This is a genomic window from Shinella kummerowiae (genome assembly GCF_009827055.1).
GTDB lineage: Bacteria > Pseudomonadota > Alphaproteobacteria > Rhizobiales > Rhizobiaceae > Shinella > Shinella kummerowiae.
This window is the reverse complement of sequence record NZ_WUMK01000011.1, coordinates 20012-34058: the sequence shown is the minus strand read 5'-3', so window position 1 is coordinate 34058 and position 14047 is coordinate 20012. Positions and strand designations below refer to the sequence as shown.

At 65.3% G+C, this 14047-nt stretch carries 16 protein-coding genes; 4 read left to right on the top strand and 12 right to left on the bottom strand.

Going from position 1 to position 14047, the window contains the following annotated elements:
- Window positions 1-36: 36 nt before the first annotated feature.
- Window positions 37-1179, bottom strand: coding sequence for a copper-containing nitrite reductase (gene nirK / locus GR138_RS25155; RefSeq protein WP_160862031.1), 1143 nt, complete (start codon window positions 1177-1179; stop codon window positions 37-39).
- Window positions 1180-1397: 218 nt separating this feature from the next.
- Here nirK and GR138_RS25150 point away from each other — a divergent pair, with 218 nt between their 5' ends.
- Window positions 1398-2615 (top strand): NnrS family protein, encoded by a 1218-nt coding sequence (locus tag GR138_RS25150; RefSeq protein WP_160862030.1) that lies wholly within the window; start codon window positions 1398-1400, stop codon window positions 2613-2615.
- A gap of 38 nt (window positions 2616-2653) precedes the next feature.
- Here GR138_RS25150 and GR138_RS25145 read toward each other — a convergent pair whose 3' ends face one another.
- Genes GR138_RS25145 through GR138_RS25130 form a run of 4 tightly spaced genes read right to left on the bottom strand, consistent with a single transcriptional unit; the run spans window position 2654 to window position 5139 of the window.
- A complete protein-coding gene (locus GR138_RS25145) occupies window positions 2654-2953 on the bottom strand; it encodes a metal-sulfur cluster assembly factor (protein WP_160862029.1) in 300 nt (99 codons plus the stop codon).
- 5 nt (window positions 2954-2958) lie between these two features.
- Window positions 2959-3474 (bottom strand): DUF2249 domain-containing protein, encoded by a 516-nt coding sequence (locus tag GR138_RS25140; protein ID WP_160862028.1) that lies wholly within the window; start codon window positions 3472-3474, stop codon window positions 2959-2961.
- Window positions 3474-4832 (bottom strand): hypothetical protein, encoded by a 1359-nt coding sequence (locus GR138_RS25135; RefSeq protein ID WP_160862027.1) that lies wholly within the window; start codon window positions 4830-4832, stop codon window positions 3474-3476. Before GR138_RS25135 ends, GR138_RS25140 begins: the two co-directional genes overlap by 1 nt.
- Before the next feature lie 25 nt (window positions 4833-4857).
- The gene (locus GR138_RS25130; protein ID WP_117372374.1) at window positions 4858-5139 is read right to left on the bottom strand and encodes a DUF2249 domain-containing protein; all 282 of its coding nucleotides are present in this window, start codon (window positions 5137-5139) and stop codon (window positions 4858-4860) included.
- Window positions 5140-5364: 225 nt separating this feature from the next.
- On the opposite strand from GR138_RS25130, the gene hemN reads away from it, so the two are divergent.
- The gene (gene hemN, locus GR138_RS25125; protein ID WP_160862026.1) at window positions 5365-6717 is read left to right on the top strand and encodes an oxygen-independent coproporphyrinogen III oxidase; all 1353 of its coding nucleotides are present in this window, start codon (window positions 5365-5367) and stop codon (window positions 6715-6717) included.
- 58 nt (window positions 6718-6775) lie between these two features.
- On the opposite strand, the gene GR138_RS25120 is transcribed toward hemN, so the two are convergent.
- The 6 genes from GR138_RS25120 to GR138_RS25095 all read right to left on the bottom strand — a co-directional run bounded on the left by GR138_RS25120 (window position 6776) and on the right by GR138_RS25095 (window position 12356).
- Window positions 6776-8674 carry a nitric oxide reductase activation protein NorD gene (locus GR138_RS25120; RefSeq protein WP_160862025.1) on the bottom strand — a complete coding sequence of 633 codons (1899 nt, stop codon included), beginning with the start codon at window positions 8672-8674 and terminating at the stop codon, window positions 6776-6778.
- Between the two features lie 9 nt (window positions 8675-8683).
- Window positions 8684-9487, bottom strand: a complete 804-nt coding sequence (locus tag GR138_RS25115) for a CbbQ/NirQ/NorQ/GpvN family protein (protein WP_160862024.1) — start codon at window positions 9485-9487, stop codon at window positions 8684-8686.
- A gap of 64 nt (window positions 9488-9551) precedes the next feature.
- Window positions 9552-10898, bottom strand: coding sequence for a nitric-oxide reductase large subunit (locus GR138_RS25110; RefSeq protein WP_160862023.1), 1347 nt, complete (start codon window positions 10896-10898; stop codon window positions 9552-9554).
- Between the two features lie 11 nt (window positions 10899-10909).
- Window positions 10910-11362: a c-type cytochrome gene (locus tag GR138_RS25105; protein WP_160862022.1), complete on the bottom strand. Its 453-nt coding sequence runs from the start codon at window positions 11360-11362 to the stop codon at window positions 10910-10912.
- 156 nt (window positions 11363-11518) lie between these two features.
- Window positions 11519-11794 (bottom strand): cytochrome C oxidase subunit IV family protein, encoded by a 276-nt coding sequence (locus tag GR138_RS25100; RefSeq protein WP_160862021.1) that lies wholly within the window; start codon window positions 11792-11794, stop codon window positions 11519-11521.
- Window positions 11795-11801: 7 nt separating this feature from the next.
- Window positions 11802-12356 (bottom strand): cytochrome c oxidase subunit 3, encoded by a 555-nt coding sequence (locus GR138_RS25095; protein WP_420853720.1) that lies wholly within the window; start codon window positions 12354-12356, stop codon window positions 11802-11804.
- A gap of 100 nt (window positions 12357-12456) precedes the next feature.
- Here GR138_RS25095 and GR138_RS30340 point away from each other — a divergent pair, with 100 nt between their 5' ends.
- Window positions 12457-12621 carry a hypothetical protein gene (locus tag GR138_RS30340; RefSeq protein WP_202402867.1) on the top strand — a complete coding sequence of 55 codons (165 nt, stop codon included), beginning with the start codon at window positions 12457-12459 and terminating at the stop codon, window positions 12619-12621.
- A 6-nt stretch (window positions 12622-12627) separates the two neighbouring features.
- Window positions 12628-13092: a hemerythrin domain-containing protein gene (locus GR138_RS25090; protein ID WP_160862019.1), complete on the top strand. Its 465-nt coding sequence runs from the start codon at window positions 12628-12630 to the stop codon at window positions 13090-13092.
- 8 nt (window positions 13093-13100) lie between these two features.
- On the opposite strand, the gene ubiV is transcribed toward GR138_RS25090, so the two are convergent.
- The gene (ubiV, locus tag GR138_RS25085; protein WP_160862018.1) at window positions 13101-14039 is read right to left on the bottom strand and encodes a ubiquinone anaerobic biosynthesis protein UbiV; all 939 of its coding nucleotides are present in this window, start codon (window positions 14037-14039) and stop codon (window positions 13101-13103) included.
- Window positions 14040-14047: the final 8 nt, after the last annotated feature.

Here is a 14047-nt window from a genome sequence, read left to right as displayed (position 1 = left end):
CCCGTCCCAAGACGGGCGCGCCTTTGTCGGGTGGTGTCAGGCGCCGCTGGGCGGTGTGACCGAGGTCATCAGGTCATCGTTCCAGTCGCCGGTGACGGCGAAGTGGCCGGCGGCACCCAGTTCGAAGGCCTCGATGAGGTTGTGGTTCACATAGGCGTAGATGCCGGGCTGCTGGAAGGTATAGTAGGCCGCGCCCGCCGTGCCGCCCGGAATGAACCAGGTTTCCTGGTCGACATCAGGTGGATTGTGGAACTTGCCGGTCTGCCAGACATAGTCGCCATGGCCGCCGATCAGGTGCGGGCGGGTGTCGCGGTTGGCCTGCGAATGCACGACCAGCACCCTGTCGCCCACCTTGGCCTTCAGCGCGTTGTCGCCCGTCAGTGCGCCCACGGCGCCATTGAAGACGATGTGGCTCGGGGTGAGGGTCCGCATGACCGCAAGCGTATCGTCATAGGCTTCGCCGACGCTGGCATATTTCTTGAAGTTGCCCTCGGCATCACGGGGGACATAAAAGTCCTGCTCGCCGACATAGTAGATGTGGTCATAGGTCAGCTCCTTGCCGTGGCCATCACTCAGGCCTTCGCGCGGCAGCACCATGATGGCGCCGTTCATGCCCGAGGTGACGTGCCACGGCACCATTCCGGGAGGTGCGCAGTGGTAGACGAAGACGCCTGCCTTGGTGGCCTTGAAGCGCAGCACGGTGCGTTCGCCGGGATTGACCACCGTCAGCGCGCCGCCGCCGAGAGCGCCGGTCGCCGCATGGAAGTCGATATTGTGCTGCAGCTCGTTGGTCTCGGGGTTGATCAGCGTCAGCTCGACATAGTCGTTCTGGTGCACCACCATCAGCGGGCCGGGAACCGAGCCGTTGAAGGTCATGGCGTGCACTTCCGTGCCCTTGTCGTCGAGGATCATCTTCTTTTCCTCGATCGTCATGGTGAACTCATAGACCTTCGGGCCGCCTTCGGCCTTCTGGGTGTGGGCGTGCACGAAGGGCGGCTTGACGAGCTCGACCTTCACGCGCTCCAGCTTGGCGATGTCGGCCGCGGTCGCCGCGGCGTTTGTTTCGACCGCGCCGCCTTCGGCGCGGGCCATCGACGCCGCAATGATCGGCGTCAGGACGCCGGCAAACGCGGCACCGCCGAGGATCGTGCGGCGGGTCATCTGAAACTGCTCGGTCATTGAATTTCTCCTTTTCGAAAGGACGGAGCGATTTGTCTATCGCCCGGTCCTCTCTGTTCTAGGAGCATTCGCGCCAACCTCTTTGTGGTGGGACAAACAGGCCTTTCCGGCCGCTGCGGCATTTTGGCAGATGCTGATTTGCTCTTTGCCATCTCGCAAAGAAAGAGCCCGATGGAGGCCCTAGAAACAGCTGACGATTGCAAAGGAAAGTGACATCAATGTCTGCAAATCCCCCCGTCAGTCCATCCGTCAGCCGCCCCGTGCCACGCGGCCTTTCCCGCACCGGCCCGGTGCTCTTCTCCTATGGGTTCCGGCCGTTCTTTCTCGGCGGCGCGCTCTGGGCCATCGCGGCCATGGGCCTGTGGATCGCCGCGATAACAGGCCACATCACGATTGCCGAGACCTATGGCGCGCCGAACTGGCACGCGCATGAAATGCTGTTCGGCTTCGCCTCCGCCGTGCTCGCCGGCTTCCTGCTGACGGCCGTGCCGAACTGGACCGGGCGCCTGCCGGTTTCCGGCTGGCCGCTAGCAGGCCTTTTCGCGCTCTGGTGCGCCGGGCGCATCGCGCTTCTCGCCTCCGATACGATCGGTGTTGCCGTTGCCGCCACCATCGATGCGCTCTTCCTGCCCGTCCTGCTCGCCATCTGCACGCGCGAGGTCGTGGCCGGGCGCAAGTGGAAGGACCTGAAGGTTATGGCCGGGCTCGCCGCCCTGTCGCTTGCCAATGCGCTCTATCACGTGGCGGCCATTCACGGCGGGCACGATCCTATGGCGACCCGGCTCGCCGTCGCCGCCTATGTCGTACTGGTGATGATCGTCGGCGGACGCATCATTCCAAGCTTTACGCGCAACTGGCTCAACAAGTTCGGTCGCACCGATTTTCCGGTGCCCTACAACAGCTATGACATGGTCGTGATCCTCGCCGGCACCGGCACACTCGGCCTCTGGGCCGTCTTGCCGGAGCGTCCGTCAACCGCCGCTGCGGGCGCGGTCGCTGCCGCCCTCCATTGCATCCGCCTGCACCGCTGGCGTGGCTGGACGGTGGCGCGGGACCGGATCCTCGTCATCCTGCACATCGCCTATGTCTTCATCCCGCTCGGCCTCTTGGCGATCAGCCTCAGTGCAGCTGGATACCTTGAGGAACGCTCTGTGCTGCACCTGCTCTCGGTCGGCGCCATCGCCTGCATGATGCTGGCGGTCATGACGCGGGCAAGCCTCGGCCATACCGGCCGCGCTCTGATCGCCTCGAAGATCACGGTGGCCTCCTATGCCGCCCTCATCCTCTGCGCGCTGGTGCGCCCGCTCGCGGAAATCCTGCCGGACCTCAGCCCCGCCCTCTATGCCGCCTCCGGCCTGCTGTGGATCGTCGCCTTCGGCCTCTATTGCCTGGAATATGCACCGATCCTCGCAAGGAAGCGCCGCGCACCGCTCTAAAACGCGAAAGGCCCGGAGGTTCTCTCCGGGCCTTTCGTTCATGCGACATCCAGCATCATATCCGGTGTCCAGGGCGGCTCGTAGGTCAGCCGCACCTCGGCATATTCGACGCCCGGCACATACCAAACGCAGGCCTGCACCGCCTCCTTGAGGAAATCCGTTGCCGGGCAGAAACGTGTCGTCGTGGTCATGGTGACGGAAACGACGCCGCCCTCCTCCACCGCGATATCGTAGACCAGACCGAGATCGACGATGTTCTTGCCGATCTCGGGGTCGATGACCATGCGCAGCGCCGTGCGGATGTCCTCGGACAGCGTGGTCTTGTCCATTTCGTTCATCGCCGTCAAGCCTCCCCGATCCGCACGAGGATGCGATAGGCCGAGCCCGTTTCATCGAAATTGCCGGCCCATTGGTGGCCGCGCTTGGTGAGTTCCGGGAAGAGGAACAGCGGCTCGCGGGAGAGCACGGCAAAGAGCACTTCCCCCGGCGCCAGCGCCTCGGCGGCGGCAAGAATACGCACCATCGGCTCTGGCGGATCCAGATCGGTGAGGTCGAGATGCTCGGACGGATCCGGCCATGTCTCGGGGCGATCGGCGTCGACAGAGGTCTCGACGGGCGCCGCGTCCTTCTTCGGCGTGAACAGCACCTCCCAGTCGCCGCCGTCGATCTCGCGGGCTTCATGATCGAAGCCACGCCCTTCCATCACACGAAACAGCGGCTGCGGACGAAACGTCGCAAGCAGCGTCAACGCCTGTCCGGGCTGCAGGTCTTGAACAGCCTGCATGATCGCCTGGAACGGCTCGCCGCCGCTGCGCAGGATCGGCCGCACGTCGAGCACCTTCGGTGTAATCTCGGACATCATTTATCTCCTTGGAAAGCGGATAGAGGCAGAAAGAGGCGCGGCCGCACCATGCCGGCAGGCGCACGTAGCGCAGCCGGCACGATGGACAGGCGGCGCGCCCGGATGAATTCGCGGATCAGACAAAGCGTCGACAAAAGCTGCCCTGCGACGGCCATCCGGAAAAAGCCGGTCGTTCCGGCAGCAAGGGAGAGCACCGCGATGCCGACGGCACCGTAATAGAGACGGAACAGGATCAACGCGTGGCGCTCGTCGACGAGGTCCTGCACCCGCGGCACGGGCGCACGGCCCAGGACGGGGCCATAGGCCTCCAGCCAGGTGAGAAAGGCGACGATCTTGTAGAGCTGGGCAAGGCCGAGCCCGGTGAGCCAACCGAAAACGAACAGGTAGACGACCGCCGCCACCATATTGCCGGACCTGAGGGAGGGGACGTTGAGAAGGAGGATAGAGAGGGCACACAAGCCAAGCGCCGCGAAACTCGCGCGAATGTTCAGTTCCGCCTGCTTTCGCTTCCGGCCACGATAGATGTGCAGGACATCCGCGCCGTAAAGCATGACGGCCATCAGCGTGAGCAGCAGCGCGGCGGCGAAAAGCAGCGCGGCACCGAAAATGCCGGACAGCACGAAGACCACCGCCACGACAACAAGCCCGACAGCCACGCTCGCACCCCACCAGGCGGCGCGGCTGGTCGAACGCTCGACCTCCGGCGCCAGCAGAAACATCGAGAACAGCCGGTAGCTGACACCGACCGCCGTCGCGCTCAACCAGCCCCCGAGGCCAAGGGCGGCATGCAGCGCGACGCCATCGGCAACGAGCCGGTCGAGCAATGGACTTTCCGTGAAACCGGACAGGGTGGCCGTGAACGCAGAACCGATCAGGGCCGCGCCGACAAGCGCGGCAAGACCGGTGGCGACGAAGCGGGCGGGTAGCGGCAGAGGCCGCGCAGAAAGAAGCGTGACGGCGAGAATGCCGGCAAACAGGCCGAAACCGGCCAGAAGCATAACGCCGCCGATGGGCAGCAGGGCAAGCGGCAGGTCCAATGCCCCAGACAGCGCAACGAACCCGCCCAGAAGGCAGCCCAGCCCGCCGAGCAGCAGCAACAGGGCCGGCATGGCAAAACGCCCGCCGATGACAGGCCGGGCGATGAGCACCGGCACGAATTGCAAGAGCGCCCCGGCCATCAGCAGGCTCAGCCAGCCGATGGCGATGAGATGGACGACGACAAGCGTTTCCGGCGCGCTGATATCGGCAAAGGGATAGCCGTAGCCGGCCACCATCAGCCCCTGCCCCGCCACGAGCATGAGGCAGGCGGCGGCGAAGTAGGACATGGTCCAGCGGGAGAGCGTTGCGCCCGGCATGTCGGTTTGCCTCGCCGCAACCTGTTCAGTGTTCGGAACCGCAGCAGCAGTCGCAGCCGCCGCCGTCTTCCAGCCGGTCGATCTCGACGCGCCAGACTTCCGGACCCTGTTCGAGATAATCCCAGCCGAACTGGCCGGGGAAATTGGTCTCGAGCTGGTAGTGCAAAGGTCGCGGATCGTGATCGCTGGTGATCAGCATGGATTTGCCGGGCATCAATGCGCCAAGCATGCCGAAAATGCGCGGATGGCGTTCGCGCGGCGGAATGGTGCGCACGTCGATGAGGGGCTTGTCCAGGGTCTCAGACATGGTTTGGTGTTTCCGTCCCGGCCGTTCCGATACCGTTCCGGAAGGGCACGGCCCGACCCGACCGGAACCACCTGACGCTAACCCTACGCGCCGCCAGGCACTTTGACCCTGCGCAAACAATCGACGATTTTCAGGCCTCTTGCCGCGCTGCTTGGCATTTCGCAAAGAAGACTGCCCCTGCCGCTCCTACCCTTTCCGCAATCGACACACGAAAAGGAACGCGCCATGCAACAGGCCCTGATCGAGAAATACGGAGAGGCGCGGCTGCCGCGCTATACGAGCTATCCGACCGCGCCCGCCTTCGCTCCCGTCGTCGGCGCCGGCACCTATGGCGACTGGCTGTCTAACATCAAGCCGGGCACCGAGGCCTCGCTCTACCTGCACATCCCCTTCTGTCGGTCCATGTGCTGGTATTGCGGTTGCCACACCACCATTACCCAGAAGGACGCGCCGATCCTCGACTATCTCGACATGCTGCGACAGGAGATCGGCCTCGTCTCCGACCGGGTGGAAAACCGCATCAAGATGAAACACATCCATTTCGGCGGCGGCACGCCGACGATCATGCAGCCGGAGGAGTTCCGCGATCTCATCGGCCTGCTGCGCGCCCGCTTCGGCCTCGTTGCCGGCGCGGAGATCGCGGTGGAGATCGACCCGCGCACGCTGACGGCAGAGATGGCGGCAGCGCTCGGCGAGGCGGGCGTCACCCGCGCGAGCCTCGGCGTGCAGAGTTTCGATCCCGTCGTGCAGAAGGCGATTAACCGCATGCAAAGCGAGGCGCAGACCGCCGAAGCGGTGGCACGGCTGCGTGCCGCCGGTGTACGCGGCATCAATTTCGACCTCATCTACGGCCTGCCGCACCAGACGGTGCAATCCTGCATCGACACGGCGACCGCGGCGGTCGCCATGCGGCCGGAGCGTTTCGCCGTCTTTGGCTATGCCCACATCCCCTCCTTCAAGAGGCACCAGCGACTGATCGACGAACGCGCGCTGCCGGATGCTGCCGCACGGGCCGCGCAGGCGGAGGCGATTGCCGAAACACTCGTTGCCGCCGGCTATGTTCGCATCGGTCTCGACCACTATGCGCTCCCGAGCGATGATCTCGCGATCGCCGCAAAACGCGGCCGGCTGCGGCGCAACTTCCAGGGCTATACGACGGATACCTGCGAAACGCTGATCGGCTTCGGCGCCTCGTCCATCGGCCGCACGCCGGATGGTTATGTCCAGAACGAGGTGCCGCCCGGCCTCTATGCCCAGCGCATCGCCTCGGGTCGGTTGGCCACCGTCAAGGGATACCGGCTGACTGCCGAAGACCGGCTGCGCGCCGAAATCATCGAACGGCTGATGTGCAATTTCCGCGCCGACATCACCACCATCGCCGCCCGTCACGGTTTCGACGCGGCCCCCCTTTTGGACGGCAATGCGCGGCTGGCAGCGCTCGCTGATTACGGCGCCGTCGATATAAGCGGCGGCACGGTCACGGTGCGGCAGGATCATCGTTTCATCATCCGCGCCGTCGCTGCCGCCTTCGACGCCTATATCGACCAGTCGGCCCGCACGCACAGCAAGGCTGCCTGAACGCAAAAGGCCCGGCGTGGTGCGGCACGCCGGGCCTTTCTCGCAGATCCTGTGTCCTCTATCCCACAAGACCGCGATAGATCGCCGGCAGCGCCGCTGGCAGCCGGGCGATATTGCTGACAATGGCGTAGCCGTTGCGGCCGAAGATGGCGGGCACATAGGCTTGCGCCTCCCGGTCGACCGTCACGCCGAAGACGCCAAGGCCCGTGCGCCGCGCGTCGTTGACGGCGCGGCGGCTGTCCTCCAGCGCGAAACGCCCCTCATAGTGATCGACGTCGTTCGGCTTGCCGTCCGTCAGGATCAGCAGGAGCTTGCGGCGGTTCGGCTGCGCGCGCAGCTTTGCCGCCGCATGGCGGATCGCCGGGCCGATGCGAGTGTAGAAACCCGGCTTCAGCGCCGCGATGCGCGCCTCGACGCCATGGCCCATCGGCTCGCCGAAATCCTTGACCGTCTCGACGCGCACCCAGGAGCGGCGGCGCGAGGTGAAGGTGAGGATGGAATGGCTATCGCCGCAGGCCGCGAGGCCATGGGACAGAACCAGCAGCGCCTCCTTCTCCACGTCGAGCACCCGGCGGTTGTCGAACCAGGCATCAGTGGAGAGCGACACGTCCACCAGGATGGTGACGGCGAGGTCATGCGCCTGCGGCCGGCTCATCAGGTGGATGCGATCGCTGCCCTGCCCGCCGGCGGCGAGATCGCTGCGCGCCCTGACCACCGCATCAAGGTCGAGTTCGGCGCCGTCGAGCTGCGCACGCAGCATTTCATGGCGCGGCCGCAGCACCTCGAATTGCCGGCGCACACGGCGGATGAGGCTTTTCGTATCGGCATCGGTCTCCGGGATCTCGGCCGCATCCGGCGCGGGCGCGGCCAGCACGCGGCAATGGTCCGGCAGATAGGTGGCCGTGCGATAATCCCATTCGGGATAGGTGAACTCGCCCGTCAGCCGCGTGCGGTCGAGCGCTTCCGGCGGCAGGTCGAGATCGAAGCGGAAGCGCGCGGCGGGACGCCCCTTGCGCTCGCCGAGCGTCATGTCGTCGAGTTCATCGGCAGCCGAGGAATCGTGGTCGTCGCTGTCGTCGCCGGGGCGGTCGACATTGACCATCTCGGCCATCGCCAAAATCTTCTCGAAGCGGTTGAGAATGAAGGGGCTGCGTTCGCTCTTGCGGTTCTCCGCCTTCTCGCGCAGCGCCACATGACGCTCCGTTTCCGGTGCGTCGGGGTTTGTTCCCGTGGCCGGCTGGTCTTCATCACCGCGTCCCTCACCCTCCTCGCGCCACAGCGCATCCGGCCAGAGCGGCACGGGAAGCATCGGCAGATAGCCGGCAGGTGCACGATGCGGAAAAATCACCGGCAGCATCTCGTCGGCAAGCCCCGCGCCTTCGCGCAGCAGGCTGAGAATGCGGTTCTCGACATGGCGCTCGACGGAGGGAAGCGGGCGGTGCTGGCGCGCGTCCAGCATGGCTAATGAAAGCCGGAGGTAGCGCTTTGCGAGGCCGGGAAAGGCCGCAAGTACCGCTTTCACCATCGCGTCCGCGCGCTGGAGAATGGCAAGGTCCCGCAGCAGCGGGTCACTTTCGGCAACAGGCTCGAGCGGCATCGCAGCCATGGCGGCGGCGAGCCAGACATAGAGATCGCGGTTGAGTGCGCGCTCCGGGAAAAGGTCGACTGCGCCGGGCAGCATGACGGTCGCGTGGTCGCGGCCGGGCTGCACCAGCTTCTCCTCGCCAAGCCCCATGCGCTGGCGCAACCGCAACCGATGCGTCGAGGTGCGCCCACGCGCCGGCGCGATCTGCACCGCGCCCTCCCCGCCGAAACCGCGAAAGCAGACGGCGAGCACCGGGCGGATATCCTCCAGCCGCACCGCCTGGTCCGGATGGCGCGGCCAACTGCCAGTCTTGCCGACCAGCCGGTGCCAGGCGCGGCCGACAGTCTCCTCAAGCTCCAGAAAATCCAGCATGGTCAGACCTCACCGGATCATCGCATCGGCAATTTCGAGGAGGGCGGCGCGCACATCGGGTTCGTCGGTCAAGGGCTCGATCATCGCCGCGCGCACAGCCTCGCGCACGCCCATACCGCTGTCGATAAGGCAGGCACAATAGACGAGCAGGCGCGTCGAGACGCCCTCTTCGAGGTCGTGGCCCTTCAACGCGCGCAGCCGGTGCGCCAGTGCGACCAGCGGCGCGACGCGCGCCTCGTCCAGCCCGCTTTCCGTGGCGACGACGGCGATCTCGGCGGCCTTCGGCAGGAAATCGAACTCGATTGCAACGAAACGCTGGCGGGTGGAAGGCTTCAGGGCCTTCAAGAGGTTCTGGTAGCCTGGATTGTAGGAAACGACGAGCATGAAGCCGACAGGCGCTTCCAGCACCTCGCCGGTGCGCTCCAAAGGCAGGATGCGGCGGTCGTCGGTCAGCGGGTGCAGCACCACGGCAACGTCCTTGCGCGCCTCGACGATTTCGTCGAGATAACACACGCCGCCCTCGCGCACCGCGCGCGTCAGGGGACCATCGACCCAGACGGTATCGCCACCCTTTAGCAGATAGCGGCCGGTCAGATCGGCGGCGGAGAGGTCGTCATGGCAGGAGACCGTCGAGAGCGGCAGGTTGAGCTTTGCCGCCATATGGCTGACGAAGCGGGTCTTGCCGCAACCGGTCGGGCCTTTCAGCAGCAGGGGAAGCTGGCGTACCCACGCCTTTTCGAACAGCTCGCATTCGTTGCCGGAAGGGCTGTAGGCGGGAATGTCCGCGCGGGCGGCCTTGAGCATGACGGTCATTTCTATCTCCAAGTCTTATAGAGGAAAGGTGCCGGCCCCGCGGGATGACGGGGCCGGCCAGCACTCACTCGGCGGGTTGGACCATCCGCGTGAGGCTGTCGGTGCGCTCACGGCCGGGCACCAGCACGGCCCAGATGAACATCAACGCCGAGACGAGCACGACCACGCCCGAGCCGAGGCGGACCCAGTAAAACAGCGCCAGCTGGTCCTGCACGTCCATGAAGCTTTCGCCGAGCACGCGCTGCAGGTGGATCTGCACGACGCCCGCAAAGGTGAGCGCGAAGGTCATGACCGACATGGCGGTGCACATGATCCAGAAGCTGACGATCGAGAGCCACTGGTTGTAGGGCTGGCGGCCGCGGATCTCCGGGATGGCATAGGCCATCATGGCGAGGTTCAGCATTACATAGGCGCCGAAGAAGGCGAGGTGTCCGTGCGCGGCCGTTATCTGCGTGCCGTGGCTGTAGTAGTTCACCGACGACAGCGTGTGCAGGAAGCCCCAGACACCGGCGCCGAAGAAGGCCATGACCGAGCAGCCAATCGACCACAGGAGTGCTGCCTTGTTCGGATGATTGCGGCCGGCCTTCCAGGTCATCACGAAGGTGAAGATGACCATGGTGAAGAAGGGCGCCACTTCCAGCGTCGAGAACAGCGACCCGATCCACTGCCAGTAACCCGGTGCGCCGATCCAATAATAGTGGTGACCGGTACCCAGAATGCCCGAGAACAGCGCCAGGCCGACGATGACATACAGCCACTTCTCCACGACCTCGCGGTCGATGCCGTTGAGCTTGATCATCAGGAAGGCGAGCACCGAAGCCATGATCAGCTCCCAGACGCCTTCAACCCAGAGATGGATGACGTACCACCAGTACATCTTGTCGAGCGCGAGGTTCGCCGGGTTGTAGAAGGCGAAGAGGAAGAACAGCGCCAGCCCCCACAGACCGAAGAGCAGGATGTTGATGACTGTGGTCTTGCGGCCCTTCAGCGCCGTCATCGTGATGTTGAACAGGAACATCAGCACGACCACGACGATACCGACCTTGGCGATGAAGGTCTGCTCGAGGAATTCGCGGCCTTCATGGATGCGGAACATGTAGCCGACGACCGTCAGGCCGGCCGCGACGAAGAACATCCAGAACTGCGCGATCGCGAGCCTGGGGCTGTAAAGCTCCGTCTCGGTCTCCTCGGGGATCATGTAGTAGGTGGCACCCATGAAGCCCATGAGCAGCCAGACGACGAGCGCATTGGTGTGGATCATGCGCACGATGTTGAAGGGCAGGAGTTCGGACAGCGTGTTGGGCAGCACATAGATCGTACCGGCCACGACGCCGAAGAGCACCTGGGCGAGGAACAGGCCGAGCGCGCCGTAGAAGTACAGCATCGCGACCTTTTGCGTTTGATATTTCATGTCGTCTCTCCTTAACCGGCGTCGTTCGGCGGCCAGTTCTGGGTCTTGATCTTGCTCGTCCATTCGAGGAAGTCGGCGAGATCGTTGACCTCCTGTTCGGTGAGATTGAACTGCGGCATCTGCCGCCGGCCTTCCGCGCCGCTCGGCTGGGCGGCCATCCAGGCCTTCAGCGCCTCGCGTGCGCCTTCTGGGTCTTCCACGCCGCCATAGCGCTTCCACACATTGCCGAGCTCGGGCGCGAAATAGGCGCCCTCACCCAGCAGCGTGTGGCAGTTGATACAGGCGTTCTTTTCCCAGACGTGTTTGCCGCGCGCGACGCTGTCGGTCAGTGTCGTCTCGTCGGTGGATACCGTGCGCATGTAGTAATGCGAATGGGCGGTCAGCCCCACGAAGATCGTGAAGAAGAAGATGGACCCGCCATAGAAGACGTTGCGGGCCCCGGTCTTGGTTAGGCGCTCTGCCATCCCCTGGTCCTTTCCTTGGCCAGAACCCCTCGGGCACCGGCGTCAAACCCCGCGAAACTGGGTGCCGGCGATCCCCTCGCCGACGATGCGGGACGCTCCGTTCTAGCGCCGCATGAAAAGGCTTCTTTGCGCGCAGGCAAAGATCAGCGCGGTTCGTCAGCCGATGAGCGCGACGGCGACGGCGCGCAGGAGCGCGAGCGAGAGCAGCACCGCCGGCCAGGCGAGCAGCGCGGATCGGAGGACGCCGCGCTGCGCCCGCAGCTCCAGGAAATCGAGGATGACGATACGTCCCTTCGCATAGGCCATGACGAGCACGGCGGCGATCGGCACCAGCAGGCCGCCGCCGAGGCCGCCGACGAAGGCACCGCCGAGGGCGAGCGTCAGCAGCATGGCAAGGGTGGCGATAAACTGTTCGCGGGCCTGTCGGGTCATGGCTGCCTCAGGTGAGATAGACGATGGGGAACATCACGAGCCAGACGAGGTCGATCACGTGCCACAGCGTCGCGATCATTACGACATTGGCCCGCGACGGACGCCAGGCGACGAGGAGGAGGATGCCCGTGCCGAAGACGACATGCAGCAGGTGGAAGCCGGTGACGAGGAAATAGAGTTCCGCAAGCGTGCCGGCTCCGCCGATGCCGGAGCGGATTTCCACCGTATATTCGGCGATCTTCACCGCCGCGAAGGCGAGGCCGAAAAGCGCCGCAAGCATGAGGGGACGGCGGACCGCACCCGCGCCGCCGCGAACCGCCAGCGCCGCCTGCCAGCCGCTGGAGACGAGAAGCACGGTGTTGAGGGCCGCAAGCCCCGGATGGAGATGCGAGCGGAGAAGGGACGCGCCGCCGGCATCCACCACCGTCGTCACCAGAAAGGCGACGAGCAGCGCGCCGAAGGCGGCAAGCTCGCTCCACACCAGGATCCAGAGCAGCAGGCAATCGCCTTCCCCGCTCCTAGCCTTCCGGACCGCCATGTCCATATCGTCTATCGTCGCCATGGCCTTTCCTAGCGCAGGCGCCCGCGGCCTTCTTTGCGCCGGCACAAAGAGCGGCGATGGCGGGTGCTGCATGATGGCGGCAAAACGAAAGGACCCTTCCATGACTTCCATGACGGATGCGCAGTTCGGCCTCCTCGTCGCGGCGCCGGTCATCGCCGGCTTCGCCCTGATGCTCTATCGCATGGGCGTGCTGCAGGGAGCCGGAACGTTCTCTGCCGTCGGCGCCTCGGTGGTCATCGCCGCCGTGCTGTTCTTCGGCCAGTAGGAGGCGGTGATGAACGTCCCAACCCTTGCCGCCGCCGATATCGGCCGGCTCGAAGCGCTTCATCGCGACCTGCTCGACCTGTGCCTGCGCCTTGAAGCGGCGGCGGGCGAGCCGGGGCTGGCCGGAGAGCTGTGCGAGCTTGCCGATACCGTTCCGCCGCTCCTCGGCGCCGTGCACGAGCTTGAGGAACGCCTGCTCTTTCGCGATTTCGACCGGCACGCCGGCTCGTGTTTCGCCGCTATCGCGATCGAGCGGCTGAAGGCGGAGCACCGATGCGACCGGCTCGCGGCCGACGAACTGTCGCTGACGCTGAAGGCCGTCGCCGACGATCGCTGCGGGCTCTCGCCGCAGACGGTTTCGCGCATGATCGGCGGCTTCCAGGAGAGCCTGCGCCGCCACGTCTTCTCGGAACAGATGATCCTGGAAGCGCTTCTCTCGGCAAAGGCGGAAGCGCGCGACGTCTTCGCCTGAGCCGCCCCTCAGTCGCGTCCCGTCGCCGCATTCCGCCCGCGCGAAACCCAGGCCGCGCCCTCCTGCCTGTGCAGGAAGCCATTCGAGAAGCGCACGCCGGGATAGACCCTTGCCAGGCCCGCGATCGCCTCTTCGCCGTCGATCCGGCCATTGAGCAGCGCACGGTAGAGGCCCGCCACCTCGACCATGTCGCAATCCTGCGGCGACAGCCGGATGCGTGAAAGACCCGCCTCGACCAGCGGCGCCAGATCGTCGACAAGCACCACGCAACTGTTCGACATGGTCTGCACGCCGTTCAGCACGAGGAAGGACTGGCGGTCGAGCGTGCGCAGCGGCAGGCTGTCGGGTTCCTCGCCGCAGACGAACTGGCAATTGTCCTTCGTCAGCCCCTTGGAGCGTGCATGGGCGCAGCGCGCCGAGATGGCGAGAGGCATGCGGCCGAAGGCAAAAATCTCGAAGGAGAAGTCCGGCATGGCCGCCAGCATCGGATGGATGGATGCAGCCGGCAGTTCCGGCGGCAGGCAGATGTTTTGCGCCCCGCGGGCGGCGAGCAGCCGCGCGGTCGCCGCATTGTAGACGTTGACCAGCGGCCCGATCGCATGCGGCCTGCCCTTGAGGAGGCCGAGCGCCGAAAGGTCGTTGGCTTCGATGGGGTGGATGCTGTCGGCGATCAGGTCGCGCACATGGCGGCTTTCCCGCGGCAGCGTCACCATGGCGAGGGAGGAAAGCGTCACCCGCTTGCCGGCCGCCTCCAGCCGCTCGACGACCTCGGCGATATGCGGCTCGCTGAAATGCTGGCGTTTGGAACAGACCGTTTCGCCGAGCGTCACATGCTCGACCGCCGCCTCGTCCGCGATGCGGAAATAGAAATCGCGCCATTTCGGCCCGTCCCAAAGGAAATAGACCGGCCCGAGGCTGAGCGCCGGCTTGCCCGCATTTGTCGTCATCTCGTCTC

Coding starts and splice junctions, on each gene's coding strand:
- GR138_RS30340 (WP_202402867.1), top strand. CDS start 12,457: ATGACTTCCATGACGGATGCGCAGTTCGGCCTCCTCGTCGCGGCGCCG.
- GR138_RS25095 (WP_420853720.1), bottom strand. CDS start 12,356: ATGGCGACGATAGACGATATGGACATGGCGGTCCGGAAGGCTAGGAGC.
- GR138_RS25105 (WP_160862022.1), bottom strand. CDS start 11,362: ATGGCAGAGCGCCTAACCAAGACCGGGGCCCGCAACGTCTTCTATGGC.
- GR138_RS25110 (WP_160862023.1), bottom strand. CDS start 10,898: ATGAAATATCAAACGCAAAAGGTCGCGATGCTGTACTTCTACGGCGCG.
- GR138_RS25150 (WP_160862030.1), top strand. CDS start 1,398: ATGTCTGCAAATCCCCCCGTCAGTCCATCCGTCAGCCGCCCCGTGCCA.
- GR138_RS25140 (WP_160862028.1), bottom strand. CDS start 3,474: ATGTCCGAGATTACACCGAAGGTGCTCGACGTGCGGCCGATCCTGCGC.
- GR138_RS25130 (WP_117372374.1), bottom strand. CDS start 5,139: ATGTCTGAGACCCTGGACAAGCCCCTCATCGACGTGCGCACCATTCCG.
- ubiV (WP_160862018.1), bottom strand. CDS start 14,039: ATGACGACAAATGCGGGCAAGCCGGCGCTCAGCCTCGGGCCGGTCTAT.
- GR138_RS25135 (WP_160862027.1), bottom strand. CDS start 4,832: ATGCCGGGCGCAACGCTCTCCCGCTGGACCATGTCCTACTTCGCCGCC.
- GR138_RS25100 (WP_160862021.1), bottom strand. CDS start 11,794: ATGACCCGACAGGCCCGCGAACAGTTTATCGCCACCCTTGCCATGCTG.
- GR138_RS25145 (WP_160862029.1), bottom strand. CDS start 2,953: ATGAACGAAATGGACAAGACCACGCTGTCCGAGGACATCCGCACGGCG.
- nirK (WP_160862031.1), bottom strand. CDS start 1,179: ATGACCGAGCAGTTTCAGATGACCCGCCGCACGATCCTCGGCGGTGCC.
- GR138_RS25120 (WP_160862025.1), bottom strand. CDS start 8,674: ATGCTGGATTTTCTGGAGCTTGAGGAGACTGTCGGCCGCGCCTGGCAC.
- GR138_RS25115 (WP_160862024.1), bottom strand. CDS start 9,487: ATGACCGTCATGCTCAAGGCCGCCCGCGCGGACATTCCCGCCTACAGC.
- hemN (WP_160862026.1), top strand. CDS start 5,365: ATGCAACAGGCCCTGATCGAGAAATACGGAGAGGCGCGGCTGCCGCGC.